The organism is Pseudomonas sp. (assembly GCF_028293835.1).
Classification (GTDB): Bacteria; Pseudomonadota; Gammaproteobacteria; order Pseudomonadales; family Pseudomonadaceae; genus Aquipseudomonas.
The window spans coordinates 1-14859 of sequence record NZ_JAQGNX010000011.1; the positions used below are offsets into that span (position 1 = coordinate 1).

A 14859-nucleotide genomic window follows, 5' to 3' on the forward strand; every position below is an offset into this window, starting at 1 on the left:
CATCGGTATATTTATCGGCGTGCTGCTGTTGGCCGCGCTGGCCGTTGCACGACGCCTGGCCAAGCTGCAACCCTTGGCGGTGAATGCATAGGTTTGGTCACAACTGGAACGCTGGCGGATAAACCGAGCCGAGGTACACTCGCGCATCCGCCAGACTTGGTAAAGGAAACCAGCCATGCGTCTCGACCACCTCCACCTGCAGAATTTCCGTTGCTACGAAGATGCTCATTTTGACTTCCAGCCGGGGTTTAACCTTGTTGTGGGGGTTAATGGGAGTGGGAAGACGTCGTTGCTGCAGGGAATCGTATCGAGCATTGCGCCTTACTTCACGGTGGTAGGCGGTTTCTCAAACTTCGTTATGCAGACGGAAGATCAAGTGCGCTTTGTCGTCGATCAATATGAAGGGCGCATCAGGTTTGAGCGTCGCTATCCAGTCAAGCTAGAAGGCAAGGGTGAGCTTTTCAATTCAGCAGATTGGCTAGTGATCAAAGAAAGAAGAGATCAGCAATCGTCCACCATTGGCCCTACCTATAACGCCGTTATAGCGACAATGACTAAACTCGATTCAGGAACTGAAATTGAGCTGCCCATGCTCGCTTTTTATCAAGCGAGTCGTCGCTGGATGACCTCCGGATTATCTGCTGAATTAGCTGTAACGCAAAGAGTCTCCAGGCTGGATGGGTATGCCAATTGGTCGGATGCCGCATTGAACCTGAAGGATTTTGAAAGTTGGTTTATCGGAAAAACTCTCGAACGCTTAGAAGCCATCGGCAACAGCAAATCAGCTGTGGACAACTTCGACGATGAGCTAGCCTGGGCTAATAGCGCGATTCGACGAGCACTGCCTGAGTCAATGGGTGTCAGATACGACCTAAAGCTTCGAAGCCTGATGGTTGATTTAAGCGCGGAAAAATCCCTGCCTTTCAGCGATCTCAGCGACGGTCAACGCGGTATGGTCGCGTTGATCGCCGATATCGCCCGCCGCATGTGCATCCTCAACCCTCATATAGGACGTGACGTGCTCGCCAATACATCCGGCGTTGTCATCATCGATGAGTTGGACATCCATCTGCATCCGGCTTGGCAACGCACTATCGTCTCAGCCCTGAAAAACGCGTTCCCAAAAGTGCAGTTCATTGCTGCCAGCCACTCGCCGCAAATTATCGGCAGCTTAAAACCAGAAGAGGTCATCATTCTGAATAATAGTGAAGGCTCTCATCCAAGAATAACCTACGGCCTGGACTCCAGTAGTGTCTTGGAGGAGGTAATGGGTGTGGCCCAACGCGAACCGGAAATTGAACGGTTGTTAAGCGAAATGTTTTCTGCGCTCGAAGACAACGACCTCAAGCAGGCCAAACTATTACTGAAAAACCTTAAAAAGATGGCCCCGGACTTGCCTGAGTTTGCGGGCGCCGAAGCCTTGATTAAGCGCAAGGAGCTAATCGGCCGATGAAGCAGTTGATCAAAGGAACTGAGCCTGCGTCGTTTAGCCAATGGAAGAACGAAGCAAACGTAGAATGGACACCGACCTACACGACATTGCAAAATCCGTTAAAGAAAGAGCTGCACGATAGCTTGTTAACCGAGCAAAATTTTTCGTGCTGCTATTGCGGCAGAGAAGTTGGGCTGACCGACAGCCACATTGAGCACTTTCGACCGCAATCACTGTACGTACCGCTGGCGTTGGACTATCAAAACCTCCACGCATCGTGCATTCGCGCAACCACGCCGGATACCCCCTTGCATTGCGGCCACCTCAAAGACAATTGGTTCGACGAAGTGTTTTACATTTCACCCATGGAAGACGGCTGTGAGCTGCGCTTTCGCTACTTGATTTCCGGGGAAATCCAGGCATCGGAACGCGGAGACCTAGCAGCGTCGAAAATGATTGATGTGCTGGCACTGGATATCGCCTACCTGAACAACCGCCGCGAACAGGCTATTCGAGGGGTTTTCGATAACAATTTCCTAAGCGAAGCCAGCGACGAGGATCTGGGAAAAATCATCGCTGGGCTGCGCGCTACTGGAAACGAAAACAAGCCCGCTTTCAGCCACGTCATTGCTCGCTACGCAGAACAGTTGCTAGCATCTTAGACAGCAGGACCGGTCCTCTGGAGCCAACAAGTTGGCTCCTCCCCTCACACGTTACTGGTGATACTGCGCCGACATTTCGTGCACGGCTTCCATGAACGCACCTGCGTGGGCCGGGTCTACTTCCGGAGTAATGCCGTGGCCGAGGTTGAACACGTGGCCGGTGCCGTGGCCGTAGCTGGCGAGGATGCGTGACACTTCGCTGCGGATGGCCGCCGGGTTTGCGTAAAGCACGGTTGGGTCCATGTTGCCTTGCAGGGCGACTTTATTGCCGACCCGTTGGCGGGCTTCGCCGATGTCGCAAGTCCAGTCCAGGCCCAGCGCGTCCGCCCCCGCGTCAGCGATGCTTTCGAGCCATAAACCGCCACCCTTGGTGAACAGGATGACGGGCACTTTGCGCCCATCGTGTTCACGAATCAGGCCGTTGACGATTTTGCGCATGTAGGCCAGAGAAAACTCTTGATAGGCCGCTGCGGACAGGCTGCCGCCCCAACTGTCGAAGATCTGCACCGCTTGCGCGCCCGCGAGAATCTGGCCATTGAGGTACGAGGTCACCGACTGCGCCAATTTATCCAGCAACAGGTGCATGGCTTGTGGATTGTCGTAAAGCATGGCCTTGGACTTGCGGAAGTCTTTCGACGAACCGCCTTCGACCATGTAAGTCGCCAATGTCCATGGGCTGCCGGAGAAGCCGATCAAAGGCACGCGGCCATTGAGTTCGCGACGGATGGTGCTGACCGCGTCCATGACGTAGCCCAGGTCTTTTTGCGGGTCCGGAATAGGCAGCGCTTCGATATCAGCCAGGGTGCTGACGGTTTTCTTGAAACGGGGACCTTCGCCGGTCTCGAAGTACAGACCAAGGCCCATGGCATCCGGAATCGTCAGGATGTCGGAGAACAGGATGGCCGCGTCCAGTTGCGGGAAGCGATCCAACGGTTGCAGCGTGACTTCGCAAGCGAACTCCGGGTTCATGCACAAGCTCATGAAATCGCCGGCCCTGGCGCGGCTGGCGCGGTATTCCGGCAAGTAACGACCGGCTTGACGCATCATCCACACCGGGGTGACGTCGACGGGCTGCTTGAGCAGGGCGCGAAGGAAACGGTCGTTCTTCAAGGCAGTCATGTCGGCATCCGGTCAAAAAGTGGGGCATTTTCTCAGAGCCGGACGAAAAAGGCACGGCCGAAGCCGTGCCTTTTATCGACGGGGTCGATTAGCCCTTGTGAGGATTTATGATGTCTAAAGGTCTCACTGCATTCTCGACGAGAATACCGGTATCCGGGTCATAGAACGGAAGCATTCGCAAGCGCCACTTGCCTCTTCCGCCACTTGAGCTTCCAAGATGAGGAAGGTCAATGGTGTAGCCTCCCTCTGAAGGGTGCAAACGGCCCTTGCGCCGGTCTGTGTAAAGCGCCACAGCCTTTTCGACCTGCGCCCTGACATTATCATGAGGAAAACTATCTTCAGCGTCTGTAAACCCCGTGGACTCAAAAAACCCTTCCATATCTATCCTCTTCCCAGGGGCGGCCGGCGGGGTATTTACCGTTTTCGTTGGTCCCGATGTAGGGTTGGCATTAGCGGCCTTGGCCGCTTTAGCCGCTTTTTTGGCGCCCTTGCCCGGGCCGCCGCCAAGCAACCCGACAGGGTCATAGTTCCATTGACCCTGCCCATCGATCCGAATCGGCATTTGATAAAGTGCGTCTGGCCGTCGCGGATCGATTGCCCGCCATGTACCGTTTGGAGCGTCGTAGCGGACAGGAAACGTCTTGTCTCCGCTTTTGGCAAAGAACGCCGAGAAGCCGTTAACCTGCGGCTTTTCATACACGCCGCTGTAGACGCCGTCGGTACGCATCGTCAATCCTTCTGGCGTCGTTTCCAGCGCTGTTGCTGGTCGCAAGCCTCCAGAGGACGGCAGTTTGGCCTTGGGCTTTTCTCCCCCCGGTAAACCGTCAGTCAGGAGTAATGCTGCTTGTACAAAATGCACAGCAGCGGTGGTATCTCCTTCTCCCGCTGCCCGGACACCTTGCGAGACAGCAAACATACTGCGGGCTGCGGCGATAGGCAGCCGCACCTTAAAGGGCGCGAACTCAACCGCTAAATTGGCCAGCGCGCTAACGGTGTTCCAAGCGGTTTGCCCGTTGGCCTCGGCGGTGCTAGTAGTCAAATCATCTACTTCGCTTATGACCCGCTGAACTTCAGCTTCGTAACTTGCGAAGTAAAAGTTATCGGAGGCTAGCGGATGGGCTTCAATTTTCAGGTAGCTCTGATGTCGACCGTTGTTCAATTCATCATGCAGGATAGAGCGCAGATCAACGGGCAACCGGCTTTTCAGATAGCCGCTTAAGACAGGGTCGTAAAATAGCTGACTCCGCATTTCAGCCTCGCTAGCATATTCGCGGAAGCACACGCTGTCCGGGGCCGAAGGGGTGTAGACCACGACACTTGGCACACTTTTACTGGCTTCAGGCGCAATCATTAGCAGCCCCCGCAAGGTTACGCCATTGAGTTGAGCCAATGGGTTACCGGTGATGAAATCCAGGGGATCATGTGAAGACGTGTCTCTTAATCTGAGTGTCTGCACCCGAATGCGATGGCCTTCGACCATAGCCGTGGCGCCACTATCAAGCGCTTGGTTCAGAACGGCCTGCACCCATTTATAGCTTCGGTTGGCCCGTTCAGGCGGCAAACCACCATCGTTGGTTAAATCTCCAGCCATCTTGGCTTCAATTACATCCAGACGCATTTGCGCGTCCATTACCTGCGTATATTTATCGCGGTTCCACTGCCCCAAAGACGACGCCAACAAACGCTTTTTCAGAAATGCTGTGTAGCTTTCACCCACATTCAGCTCGCGGACCAGGCCATGCACATAGAGGGGGCTTAACGCCATGACCGGACGATCATCCTTATCTAGAAATTTGGCCGTCAGCACAAAATCCAGGTCAAAGGCACTCAAATTATTAGACAGAGCTCGGTAAGGCTGCGGCGTGTGGAGATTATTTCTAGCCCCCCGCCAGTCAGCGGCGGTACCGCGCCACCAGGATACAGCCCCACGGCACCTCCCTGAGTCGGGACAAACCTGGTCGTAGTAGTCACGACAATTATTGCATCCGGATCCAGCCGCAAGCCAAGATCGAAATCGAGCCTGTTCCTCAACAGGTTCCTCGCATAGGCCCGCAACTGGCCAGGATTGAGGTATTGATTGATAGTGAGAAGAGCTGGCGCCTGCGCCTCTATCAACGCTTGGCGATAGGTCAGCAACGCAGTGCTCCAAACGAGCTTGTCGGCAACAGAGGCGTCTTTCAGCCATGCGGGTAACAGACTGGGGTTTATTTGAAGAGGGGTTTGTGGCGAGAACCAGCCGCCGTTGGCAGTCGCGGCGACATTGCCAAGCCTCAAGCGAAAGCCACCGACGTCATGGTCGGATAGCATTCCCAATTTAATATACTCAGCTGGTTGCAGTACCGAAGCAATTGCGCGATAGAAGCTATCGGTGCCGATATTGAAATTGCTGACCTCATCATCCTTGAAGTTCTTGACTGCGTAATTACCTTCGCCCTTATGCAGCAATAGGATGGAACCCGTTGAAAACTGAGGATCGACGATGTATTGACCCTTGTCGTCAACCTCGGAAATAAATAATTCGAGGCCCAGAACATCTCTCAAAATACGTCGGCCAAAATGTCTGGTCAGTTCATCAGTGTCAGGGTTGTAGGTTCTTGTATGGAAAACGCCATCGAGCCCCCGGTCCATTTGCCATTCGTCTATGTACCGGTTCAAGGCATTCAGGAACGGTTCCGGGAATATGTCTTTTTCCAGCAAATCACGCGCTTGCACCTCGGACAGGGGAAATCGCTCCAGCAGCACAGCAAGACGCTCAGCGGGTACTTCAGGGTTAAGCGCCCGCAAAATGTTTAATACAGGCGAATACTCCGTAGTGTGACGTTTCCAAAGCGGTAAAAAGCGGTTGCGTACGCTGAAGCCTGATTCAGATTTCATCAGATCGTCGTCAGCCAACAACGCCTCGAATACTTTTGCCCGCTCGGACCGGAGTAATTCCACCAGTTGCTCGCGTAGCGTCACGATGCGTCCGGCAGTGGTGGAGCTTCCAGGAAAATCGCCGCCAAGACCTAACCCGGAACCTGGAGGAAGCTGGTCAAAGATAACCTTGAACAGTGTTTCTTCGTTATCAGCTTCGGAAGTAACATATTCGCCATAGCGATCTTCCACCACTGACACACTACTGAGGATAATGCGTGGGTCATTGCCCTTTAGATAAGTCGCGAGTTCATCGCCGTTCTCATCAACTATTTTAAGTTGCAAGTTGGCAGGCCATTCGGATAACTGAGGCAGTAGCGAAAAAACCATTGCTTCACTGTCCTGGGGGAAAAATCCCTTTTCAGTGAACTTTTCGAGAAACGCGTCGATGGTTCGATCGGTTTGTTCTCGAGCGCGCTGTTCGCGTGCCGACACTGAACTGGGCATAAACCCGCTGGGCTTATCGGAAGGGTCGGTAGTGTTTTCGGAGAGTTCGGCTCGAAGAGTTGTAGCGGTCGGTACTGTCATGTTTGCATCCTTGCAAATGACGTGGGAAACAGGAAGACGATACGTGCGATAGCCCTCCGCGTGTTAAAGGGCACCCTAGCACAGTGTTAAAACAGGACGAGCCGTCGGAAACATCAGGATAAACACATCCGCTATAAGCGCGAATTTACTCGGGAAGCGGCGGCGCGGTTTGTCTGAAAAACCGCATTTTCCCTTCCCGAATAAATTCGGCCCTACAGAAAAACAGGAATTGCTCCCGTCTTTTTAAACGCCCAAGTAATCCAGAATCCCTTCAGCCGCATTACGGCCTTCGAAAATAGCCGTTACGACCAAGTCAGAACCGCGAACCATGTCGCCACCGGCGAAGATTTTCGGGTGGCTGGTCTGGTGCTTGAACTGGGCCTGCTCCGGGGCGATGACGCGGCCCTGGCTGTCGGTCTGGATGCTGAACTCTTCGAACCACAGCGCCGGGCTTGGACGGAAACCAAAGGCGATCACCACAGCGTCTGCCGGGATAATCTCTTCAGAACCCGGAATCGGCTCAGGGCTGCGTCGGCCGCGGGCGTCGGGCTCGCCCAGACGCGTCTCGACAACTTTCACGCCTTCGACTTTGTCTTCGCCAACGATAGCGATCGGCTGTCGGTTGTAGAGGAACCGTACGCCTTCTTCCTTGGCATTCTTCACTTCTTTGCGCGAGCCAGGCATATTCGCTTCGTCACGACGATACGCACAGGTCACCGACTTAGCGCCTTGGCGAATCGCGGTACGGTTGCAGTCCATCGCAGTGTCACCACCGCCCAGCACTACAATCTTTTTGCCTTTCATGTCGACGAAGTCTTCCGGCAACTTTTCGAAGCCCAGGTTGCGGTTGACGTTGGCGATGAGGTAGTCGAGCGCATCGTGCACCCCCGGCAGGTCTTCGCCGGCAAAACCGCCCTTCATGTACGTATATGTACCCATGCCCATGAACACGGCATCGTATTCTTCAAGCAGGTGTTCCATGGTGATGTCTTTACCGATTTCGGTATTGAGGCGGAACTCGATTCCCATGCCGGTGAAAACTTCCCGGCGATTGCTCAGCACGCTTTTTTCCAGCTTGAACTCAGGAATACCGAAGGTCAGCAGGCCACCGATTTCCGGGTTCTTGTCGAATACCACCGGGGTCACGCCGCCGCGCACCAGCACGTCAGCACAGCCTAGGCCCGCAGGCCCCGCGCCGATGATCGCAACACGTTTGCCGGTCGGTTTGACCTTGGACATGTCCGGACGCCAGCCCATGGCAAAGGCGGTGTCAGTGATGTATTTCTCGACCGAACCAATGGTCACTGCGCCAAAACCGTCGTTAAGGGTGCAAGCGCCCTCACACAGACGGTCCTGAGGACACACACGGCCGCAGACTTCCGGCAAGGTATTGGTTTGGTGTGACAGCTCGGCAGCAGCCAAAATGTTGCCTTCCGCAACCAGCTTTAGCCAGTTGGGAATAAAGTTGTGCACCGGGCACTTCCACTCGCAGTACGGGTTACCGCAGCCCAAACAGCGGTGAGCCTGATCGGCCGACTGCTGGGGCTTGAACGGTTCATAAATCTCGACGAACTCTTTCTTGCGCTGACGCAAGAGCTTCTTCTTCGGATCTTTGCGCCCAACCTCGATGAACTGGAAGTCATTACTTAGACGGTCAGCCATTACTAAAAAACTCCTGACTGCAGCTTCAAGCGCCAAGCTTCAAGCTGCAAGAAAATCATTATGCCAACACCGCGCGCTGCCTCTAGCTTGAAGCTTGCCGCTTGAAGCTTGTGGCTGTTCTATTGTGGGTTGGCACGCGTGCTTGAGAGCAGAGACTTCAAGCTCGCTGCTTTTGGCTTGACCAACCAAAAACGACGCAAATAGTCATCGAGGTTTTCCGAGAGATTACGGCCCCACTCGCTGTTGGTTTCTTCGACGTATTCGGCCAAAACGCGCTGTAAGTGGCTGCGATTGGCTTCCATCGATTCGCCGCTGATGCGCTGGATTTCCACTAACTCGTGGTTAACCTTGTCAACGAAGGTGTTGTCCTGGTCCAGCACGTAGGCGAAACCACCGGTCATGCCGGAACCGAAGTTGTTGCCGGTTTTGCCCAACACGCAGATGAAACCGCCCGTCATGTATTCGCAGCAGTGATCACCGGTGCCTTCCACAATCGCGTGGGCGCCAGAGTTACGTACGCCGAAACGCTCGCCTGCAGTGCCCGCAGCAAACAGCTTGCCACCGGTTGCGCCGTACAAACAGGTGTTGCCGATGATGGCGCTGTCCTGAGTCTTGAACACGCTGCCCACTGGCGGAACGATGACCAGCTTGCCGCCCGCCATGCCTTTGCCGACGTAATCGTTGGCGTCGCCTTCGAGGTACATGTTCAAGCCGCCAACGTTCCACACGCCGAAGCTCTGCCCGGCCGTGCCTTTGAAGCGGAACGTGATCGGTGCCTTGGTCATGCCGTGGTTGCCATGCAGCCGGGCCACTTCGCCGGAAATCCGCGCGCCGATGGAGCGGTCGCAGTTGCAGATGTCCATGGCGAATTCAGCGCCGCTGAGTTCGACAATGGCTGGCTTGGCTAATTCGACCATTTTCTCGGCAAGCAAACCTTTGTCAAATGGCGGGTTGCGGTCCACGGTGCAGAACTGCGCTTTGTCGGCAGGAATATGATCGCTGCCCAACAAGGGCGTCAGGTCCAACTGCTGCTGCTTGGCGGTTTCACCCGGCAGGATTTCCAGCAGATCAGTACGACCGATCAATTCTTCGAGACTGCGCACGCCTAACTTGGCCAGCCACTCACGGGTCTCTTCGGCGACGAAGGTGAAGAAGTTGATCACCATGTCGACGGTGCCGATGTAGTGATTCTTGCGCAGCGTCTCGTTTTGCGTCGCGACACCGGTGGCGCAGTTGTTCAGGTGGCAAATACGCAGGTATTTGCAGCCCAGAGCGATCATTGGCGCGGTGCCGAAGCCGAAGCTTTCGGCGCCGAGTATCGCGGCCTTGATCACGTCCAGACCGGTTTTCAAACCACCATCGGTCTGCACCCGAACCTTGCCGCGCAAGTCGTTGCCGCGCAGGGTTTGGTGGGTTTCGGCCAAACCGAGTTCCCACGGAGCGCCCGCGTATTTGATCGAGGTCAGCGGCGATGCACCGGTGCCGCCGTCGTAGCCGGATATGGTTATCAAGTCGGCATAGGCTTTGGCCACACCGGCTGCAATGGTGCCGACGCCCGCTTCCGCCACCAACTTGACCGACACCAGCGCTGCCGGGTTGACTTGTTTCAAGTCAAAAATCAGCTGCGACAAGTCTTCGATGGAGTAGATGTCGTGGTGCGGTGGCGGCGAAATCAGGGTTACACCGGGCACCGCATAACGCAGTTTGGCGATCAACCCGTTGACCTTGCCACCGGGCAACTGTCCCCCTTCGCCGGGCTTGGCGCCTTGGGCGACCTTGATCTGCATGACCTCGGCGTTGACCAAATACTCAGCGGTCACGCCGAAACGACCGGTGGCGACTTGCTTGATCTTCGAGCTTCTAATCGTGCCGTAACGCGCGGGGTCTTCACCGCCTTCGCCGGAGTTCGAACGCGCGCCAAGGCGGTTCATGGCTTCGGCCAGGGCTTCGTGGGCTTCAGGCGACAAGGCGCCAAGGGAAATCCCGGCCGAGTCGAAACGCTTGAGGATTTTCTCCAGCGGTTCGATTTCTTCCATTGCCAACGGCTGGTCAAGGGTTTTGACCTTGAACATGTCGCGAATCATCGACACCGGACGGGTGTCTACCAGCGTGGTGTATTCCTTGAATTTGCTGTAGTCGCCTTGTTGCACAGCGGCTTGCAGGGTAGTGACCACTTCCGGGTTGTAGGCGTGGTATTCACCGCCGTGCACAAACTTGAGCAGGCCGCCTTGCTGGATCGACTTGCGCGGGCTCCAGGCTTCGACGGCCAGCAGCTTCTGCTCGGCTTCAAGGTCACTGAAGCGCGCACCTTTGATCCGGCTTGGCACACCACGGAAGCTTTGGTTGACGATTTCGTCAGACAGGCCAATCGCTTCGAACAACTGCGCGCCGCGATAAGACGCAACCGTGGAGATGCCCATCTTCGACAGGATCTTCAGCAGGCCTTTGGAGATGCCTTTGCGGTAGTACTTGAACGCTTCGTCGAGGTCCGCCAACACTTCGCCGGTACGGATCAGGTCGGCCAGCACTTCGTACGCGAGGAACGGGTAAATCGCCGACGCACCGAAACCGATCAATACCGCAAAGTGATGCGGATCTCGGGCAGTGGCGGTTTCGACCAAAATGTTGCTGTCGCAACGCAGGCCTTTTTCAGTGAGACGGTGGTGTACCGCGCCAACCGCCAACGAGGCGTGGGCGGGCAGTTTGCCGGGGGCAATGTGACGATCGCTCAATACCAACTGAGTCTTGCCGGAACGCACCGCTTCTTCAGCCTGGTCAGCGATGTTCAGGACCGCCGCTTCCAGCCCGATGCTTTCGTCATAGTTGAGGTCGATGAAGTGACGCTCAAATCCAGGACGCTCAAGGGTCATCAACGCACGCCACTTCGCCGGGGAAATAACCGGCGAACTGAGGATCACCCGTGACGCATGCTCAGGGGATTCCTGGAAGATGTTGCGCTCGGCACCGAGGCAGATCTCCAGCGACATGACGATGGCTTCGCGCAATGGGTCGATCGGCGGGTTAGTCACCTGCGCGAACTGCTGACGGAAATAGTCGTAAGGCGAGCGCACACGCTGGGACAACACCGCCATTGGCGTGTCATCACCCATGGAGCCTACTGCTTCCTGGCCTTGCTCAGCCAACGGACGCAGCACTTGGTCACGCTCTTCGAACGTGACCTGGAACATCTTCATGTATTGCTTGAGCTGATCGGCGTCATAGCTGGATTCACCCTGATCGTCATCGATCAGGTTCGCCTGAATGCGCAGGGCGTTCTTGCGCAGCCATTGCTTGTACGGATGACGCGACTTCAAGCGGTTGTCGATGGAGTCGGTATCAAGAATCTGACCGGTCTCGGTATCGACGGCAAAAATCTGCCCAGGACCGACGCGGCCCTTGGCGATCACGTCTTCAGGCTTGTAGTTCCACACGCCGATTTCCGACGCCAGGGTGATATAACCGTTGGTGGTGGTGACCCAGCGCGCCGGACGCAGACCGTTACGGTCGAGCAGGCACACCGCGTGGCGGCCATCGGTCATGACCACGCCCGCAGGGCCGTCCCACGGTTCCATGTGCATGGAATTGTATTCATAGAACGCACGCAGCTCGGCGTCCATGGTGTCAGCGTTCTGCCATGCAGGCGGAATCAGCATGCGCACGCCACGGAACAGGTCGATACCGCCCGTCACCATCAGCTCAAGCATGTTGTCCATGCTCGACGAGTCGGAACCTACGCTGTTAACCAGCGGGCCGAGCTCTTCCAGATCCGGGATCAGTTCGTTGGCGAACTTGGTGCGACGAGCCTGAGCCCAGTTGCGGTTGCCGGTAATGGTGTTGATTTCGCCGTTGTGGGCGAGAAAGCGGAACGGCTGCGCCAACGGCCATTTCGGCAGGGTGTTGGTCGAGAAGCGCTGGTGGAACACGCAGATCGCTGTTTGCAGGCGCTCGTCGCGAAGGTCCGGGAAGAAGGCCGTCAAATCGGCCGGCATCATCAGGCCTTTATAGATGATGGTCTTGTGAGAAAAGCTGCACACGTAGTGGTCACTGTCAGCGGCGTTCGCCACGGAAGAGCGACGACGGGAGCTGAACAACTTGATCGCGAAGGCTTGATCGCTCAGGCCTTCGCCGCCGATATAGACCTGTTCGATTTGCGGCAGGCGCTCCAGGGCCAGACGGCCGAGTACGCTGGTGTCGATGGGCACTTTGCGCCAGCCGATCAATTGCAAACCGGCGGCCAGAATCTCGCGGTTCATGTTTTCCCGCGCGGCGTCTGCTTTAGCGGTGTCCTGATTAAGGAACACCATGCCGACTGCGTATTGCTTAGGCAACTCAACGCCGAAGTGTTGCTGGGCCATGGCGCGCAGAAACACATCAGGTTTTTGAATCAGCAGACCACAGCCGTCGCCGGTCTTGCCGTCGGCATTGATCCCACCGCGGTGGGTCATGCAGGTCAGGGCTTCGATAGCCGTCTGCAACAGGTTATGACTTGCCTCGCCCTGCATATGGGCGATCAGGCCAAAACCACAGTTATCCTTGAATTCATCTGGATGGTACAGACCTGCTTTCATAGACACTTTCTCACCAGGCTGCCTCTTTTCGGGGCAAATTTCTTTTCAATTCAGCCATTTACCAACCGCGCCGAACGTTCGCCAGCTTTGCGGGGGCAAAAGGGAGGTCATTGTACACACCGACACAAACCGTCACAAACTTGGCGACGAACAGTCGCAAATCTATGTCGCATTAATGAAAGGTTTAAAGCCAGATGTTGTGCTAGTCAAAGTCTTTTTTGGAAATTTGACTGAACCGCCCTGAAACACTGCCTACGTCTGTAACGCAGACACTACAAGGCGCGCTGCATTAAAGCAGCACGCACGAGCGATATTCCGGGATTGCTGTATGGGCGGCCCGCATTTTTTAAGGCGGACCACCTATTCTCAGCGACTTGCGGCCAGTTCCTGTTGGATGCTGGCGACAGTACGAGGCCAAGGTTTACCAGCCTGAACCTTGGCTGGCAATACCTTGATTGCTGCGGTGGCAGCGGCGTGATTGGAAAAACTGCCGTAGGTCACGACATACAAGGGTTTGCCTTGCAGGGTTTTCTTGAAATAACGGTACTCGCCGCCTTGCTCGCGCACGAATGTCTGGGCGGTGGTTTCGGAACTGGTGCCGAGAATTTGCACGACATAGTTACCTGGAGCCTGAGCCGAGTACCAGCTACCACCCGCGGCAGGCTTGGCCGCAGCGGCCACCGGCTTCTCTGCCACTTTAGGGGCTGGCTTGGCGCTAGCCACTTGAACAGGCGCTGGAGCGGGCTTGGCCGCCGGTGTTGGCTTGGCCGCAGCAACCGGTGCGGCACGTGTCGGCGCAGGCGCTACGGTGGGTGTCGGGCCGGCAGGAACGCCAACCGGAGGCGCAGTGGTGGTGACGGTAGGCGGCTGAAGATTGCCTGCCGGGCCGCCCTCGTCGCCATCACTGTCCCCTGCAGCTTCCGCCAGCGGACCGCGCATCACTGGCTGCCCCTTACCCAGCGGTAACGGCATCGGTTGCGAATTGCCTGCGAATTCAATCGCAGGGCCAGCTCCATTGTTCGACTGCTGAGCGGCAGGCTGTCCCTGGCCCAGCGGCAATTGCGCCTGCGCATTGGCAGGTGGTGCGGCCGGTGCGGTGCCAGTGTTATTAGCGTTGTGGCCCGGAATCAGCCATGCGGCCAATATTCCGACTACGACAACTGCACCTAAAGCCAGTACATGTTTCTTTGGCATCTTGAACCCCATACTTGGACGCTTGACCGCAGTGCGACTAGCGATCATGGCTTCGATCATTGCATCGCGGGCGACTTGGTTGATCGCGCCCGGCCAGCCATTGGAATGTTCGTGAATATCAGCAATCTGATCAGCCGTGAACAATTCGATGCCTTGACCGGCACCGTCCAGACGCTGAGCCAGGTACTCACGCGTTTCTTCTTCGGTGTAAGGTTGCAACTCGATGACGTGGAAACGTTCTTCCTCGGCGCTGAGCTGATCCAGCTTGTCGATCAATGACGACTCGCCAAACAGAAAGACATGCGGACGCCCTTCCGGGGTGCCCGCCGCCAAACCAAGCAAGGCTTCGAGTGCGGATTCGCCAAGTTGTTCGGCATCATCGACCAATAAATAGACTTCTTGTCCGGTCAGCGCCAGTTGCACAACCTGGGAAAGGATCGCGCGCATCTCTGGCTGGGCCACGTTGAGCGCCTGGGCAACCTGACGCAAAACTCCCGCAGCGTCAGTGGCGCCGCGCGCCGAGACCACGACGCTTTGCACAGATTGCTTGTTGGTGCTGGCAACCAATGCCTGGCGCAGCAAGGTCTTGCCGCTGCCTTGCGGGCCAGTCACGACCAACAGCAATTCACTGTAACGGGCCAAATGGTGAAGCTGCCCAAGCACGGGTTTACGTTGTGCCGGGAAAAATTTGAAGCCAGGTACCCGCGTCGCAAAGGGATCATGACTCAACTGGAAATGGCCGAGAAAGGCCTCGTCGGCATGCAAACTAGTCATGGATTTC

The 14859-nt window shown here is 56.1% G+C and carries 8 protein-coding genes; 2 read left to right on the top strand and 6 right to left on the bottom strand.

Going from position 1 to position 14859, the window contains the following annotated elements; all coding sequences use genetic code 11:
- Positions 1-175 precede the first annotated feature (175 nt).
- On the top strand, positions 176-1453 hold the full coding sequence (locus JWR17_RS01040; protein WP_299827442.1) for an AAA family ATPase: 1278 nt from the start codon (positions 176-178) through the stop codon (positions 1451-1453).
- Positions 1450-2094 (top strand): retron system putative HNH endonuclease, encoded by a 645-nt coding sequence (locus JWR17_RS01045; protein WP_299827443.1) that lies wholly within the window; start codon positions 1450-1452, stop codon positions 2092-2094. Before JWR17_RS01040 ends, JWR17_RS01045 begins: the two co-directional genes overlap by 4 nt.
- A 51-nt stretch (positions 2095-2145) precedes the next feature.
- On the opposite strand, the gene hemE is transcribed toward JWR17_RS01045, so the two are convergent.
- The 6 genes from hemE to JWR17_RS01075 all read right to left on the bottom strand — a co-directional run bounded on the left by hemE (position 2146) and on the right by JWR17_RS01075 (position 14852).
- On the bottom strand, positions 2146-3213 hold the full coding sequence (hemE, locus tag JWR17_RS01050; protein WP_299827445.1) for a uroporphyrinogen decarboxylase: 1068 nt from the start codon (positions 3211-3213) through the stop codon (positions 2146-2148).
- An 88-nt stretch (positions 3214-3301) separates the two neighbouring features.
- Positions 3302-5044, bottom strand: a complete 1743-nt coding sequence (locus JWR17_RS01055) for a DUF6543 domain-containing protein (protein ID WP_299827447.1) — start codon at positions 5042-5044, stop codon at positions 3302-3304.
- Positions 5041-6654 (bottom strand): hypothetical protein, encoded by a 1614-nt coding sequence (locus JWR17_RS01060; RefSeq protein ID WP_299827449.1) that lies wholly within the window; start codon positions 6652-6654, stop codon positions 5041-5043. The genes JWR17_RS01055 and JWR17_RS01060 overlap by 4 nt, the downstream gene beginning before the upstream one ends.
- A 243-nt stretch (positions 6655-6897) precedes the next feature.
- Entirely contained in the window at positions 6898-8316 is a 1419-nt protein-coding gene (locus JWR17_RS01065; RefSeq protein ID WP_299827451.1) for an FAD-dependent oxidoreductase, read from the bottom strand.
- A 119-nt stretch (positions 8317-8435) separates the two neighbouring features.
- Complete coding sequence (gltB, locus tag JWR17_RS01070) at positions 8436-12884, bottom strand: glutamate synthase large subunit (protein ID WP_299827453.1); 4449 nt, start codon at positions 12882-12884, stop codon at positions 8436-8438.
- A gap of 366 nt (positions 12885-13250) precedes the next feature.
- The gene (locus tag JWR17_RS01075; RefSeq protein WP_299827456.1) at positions 13251-14852 is read right to left on the bottom strand and encodes an AAA family ATPase; all 1602 of its coding nucleotides are present in this window, start codon (positions 14850-14852) and stop codon (positions 13251-13253) included.
- Positions 14853-14859: the final 7 nt, after the last annotated feature.

Coding starts and splice junctions, on each gene's coding strand:
- JWR17_RS01040 (WP_299827442.1), top strand. CDS start 176: ATGCGTCTCGACCACCTCCACCTGCAGAATTTCCGTTGCTACGAAGAT.
- JWR17_RS01060 (WP_299827449.1), bottom strand. CDS start 6,654: ATGACAGTACCGACCGCTACAACTCTTCGAGCCGAACTCTCCGAAAAC.
- hemE (WP_299827445.1), bottom strand. CDS start 3,213: ATGACTGCCTTGAAGAACGACCGTTTCCTTCGCGCCCTGCTCAAGCAG.
- gltB (WP_299827453.1), bottom strand. CDS start 12,884: ATGAAAGCAGGTCTGTACCATCCAGATGAATTCAAGGATAACTGTGGT.
- JWR17_RS01075 (WP_299827456.1), bottom strand. CDS start 14,852: ATGACTAGTTTGCATGCCGACGAGGCCTTTCTCGGCCATTTCCAGTTG.
- JWR17_RS01065 (WP_299827451.1), bottom strand. CDS start 8,316: ATGGCTGACCGTCTAAGTAATGACTTCCAGTTCATCGAGGTTGGGCGC.
- JWR17_RS01045 (WP_299827443.1), top strand. CDS start 1,450: ATGAAGCAGTTGATCAAAGGAACTGAGCCTGCGTCGTTTAGCCAATGG.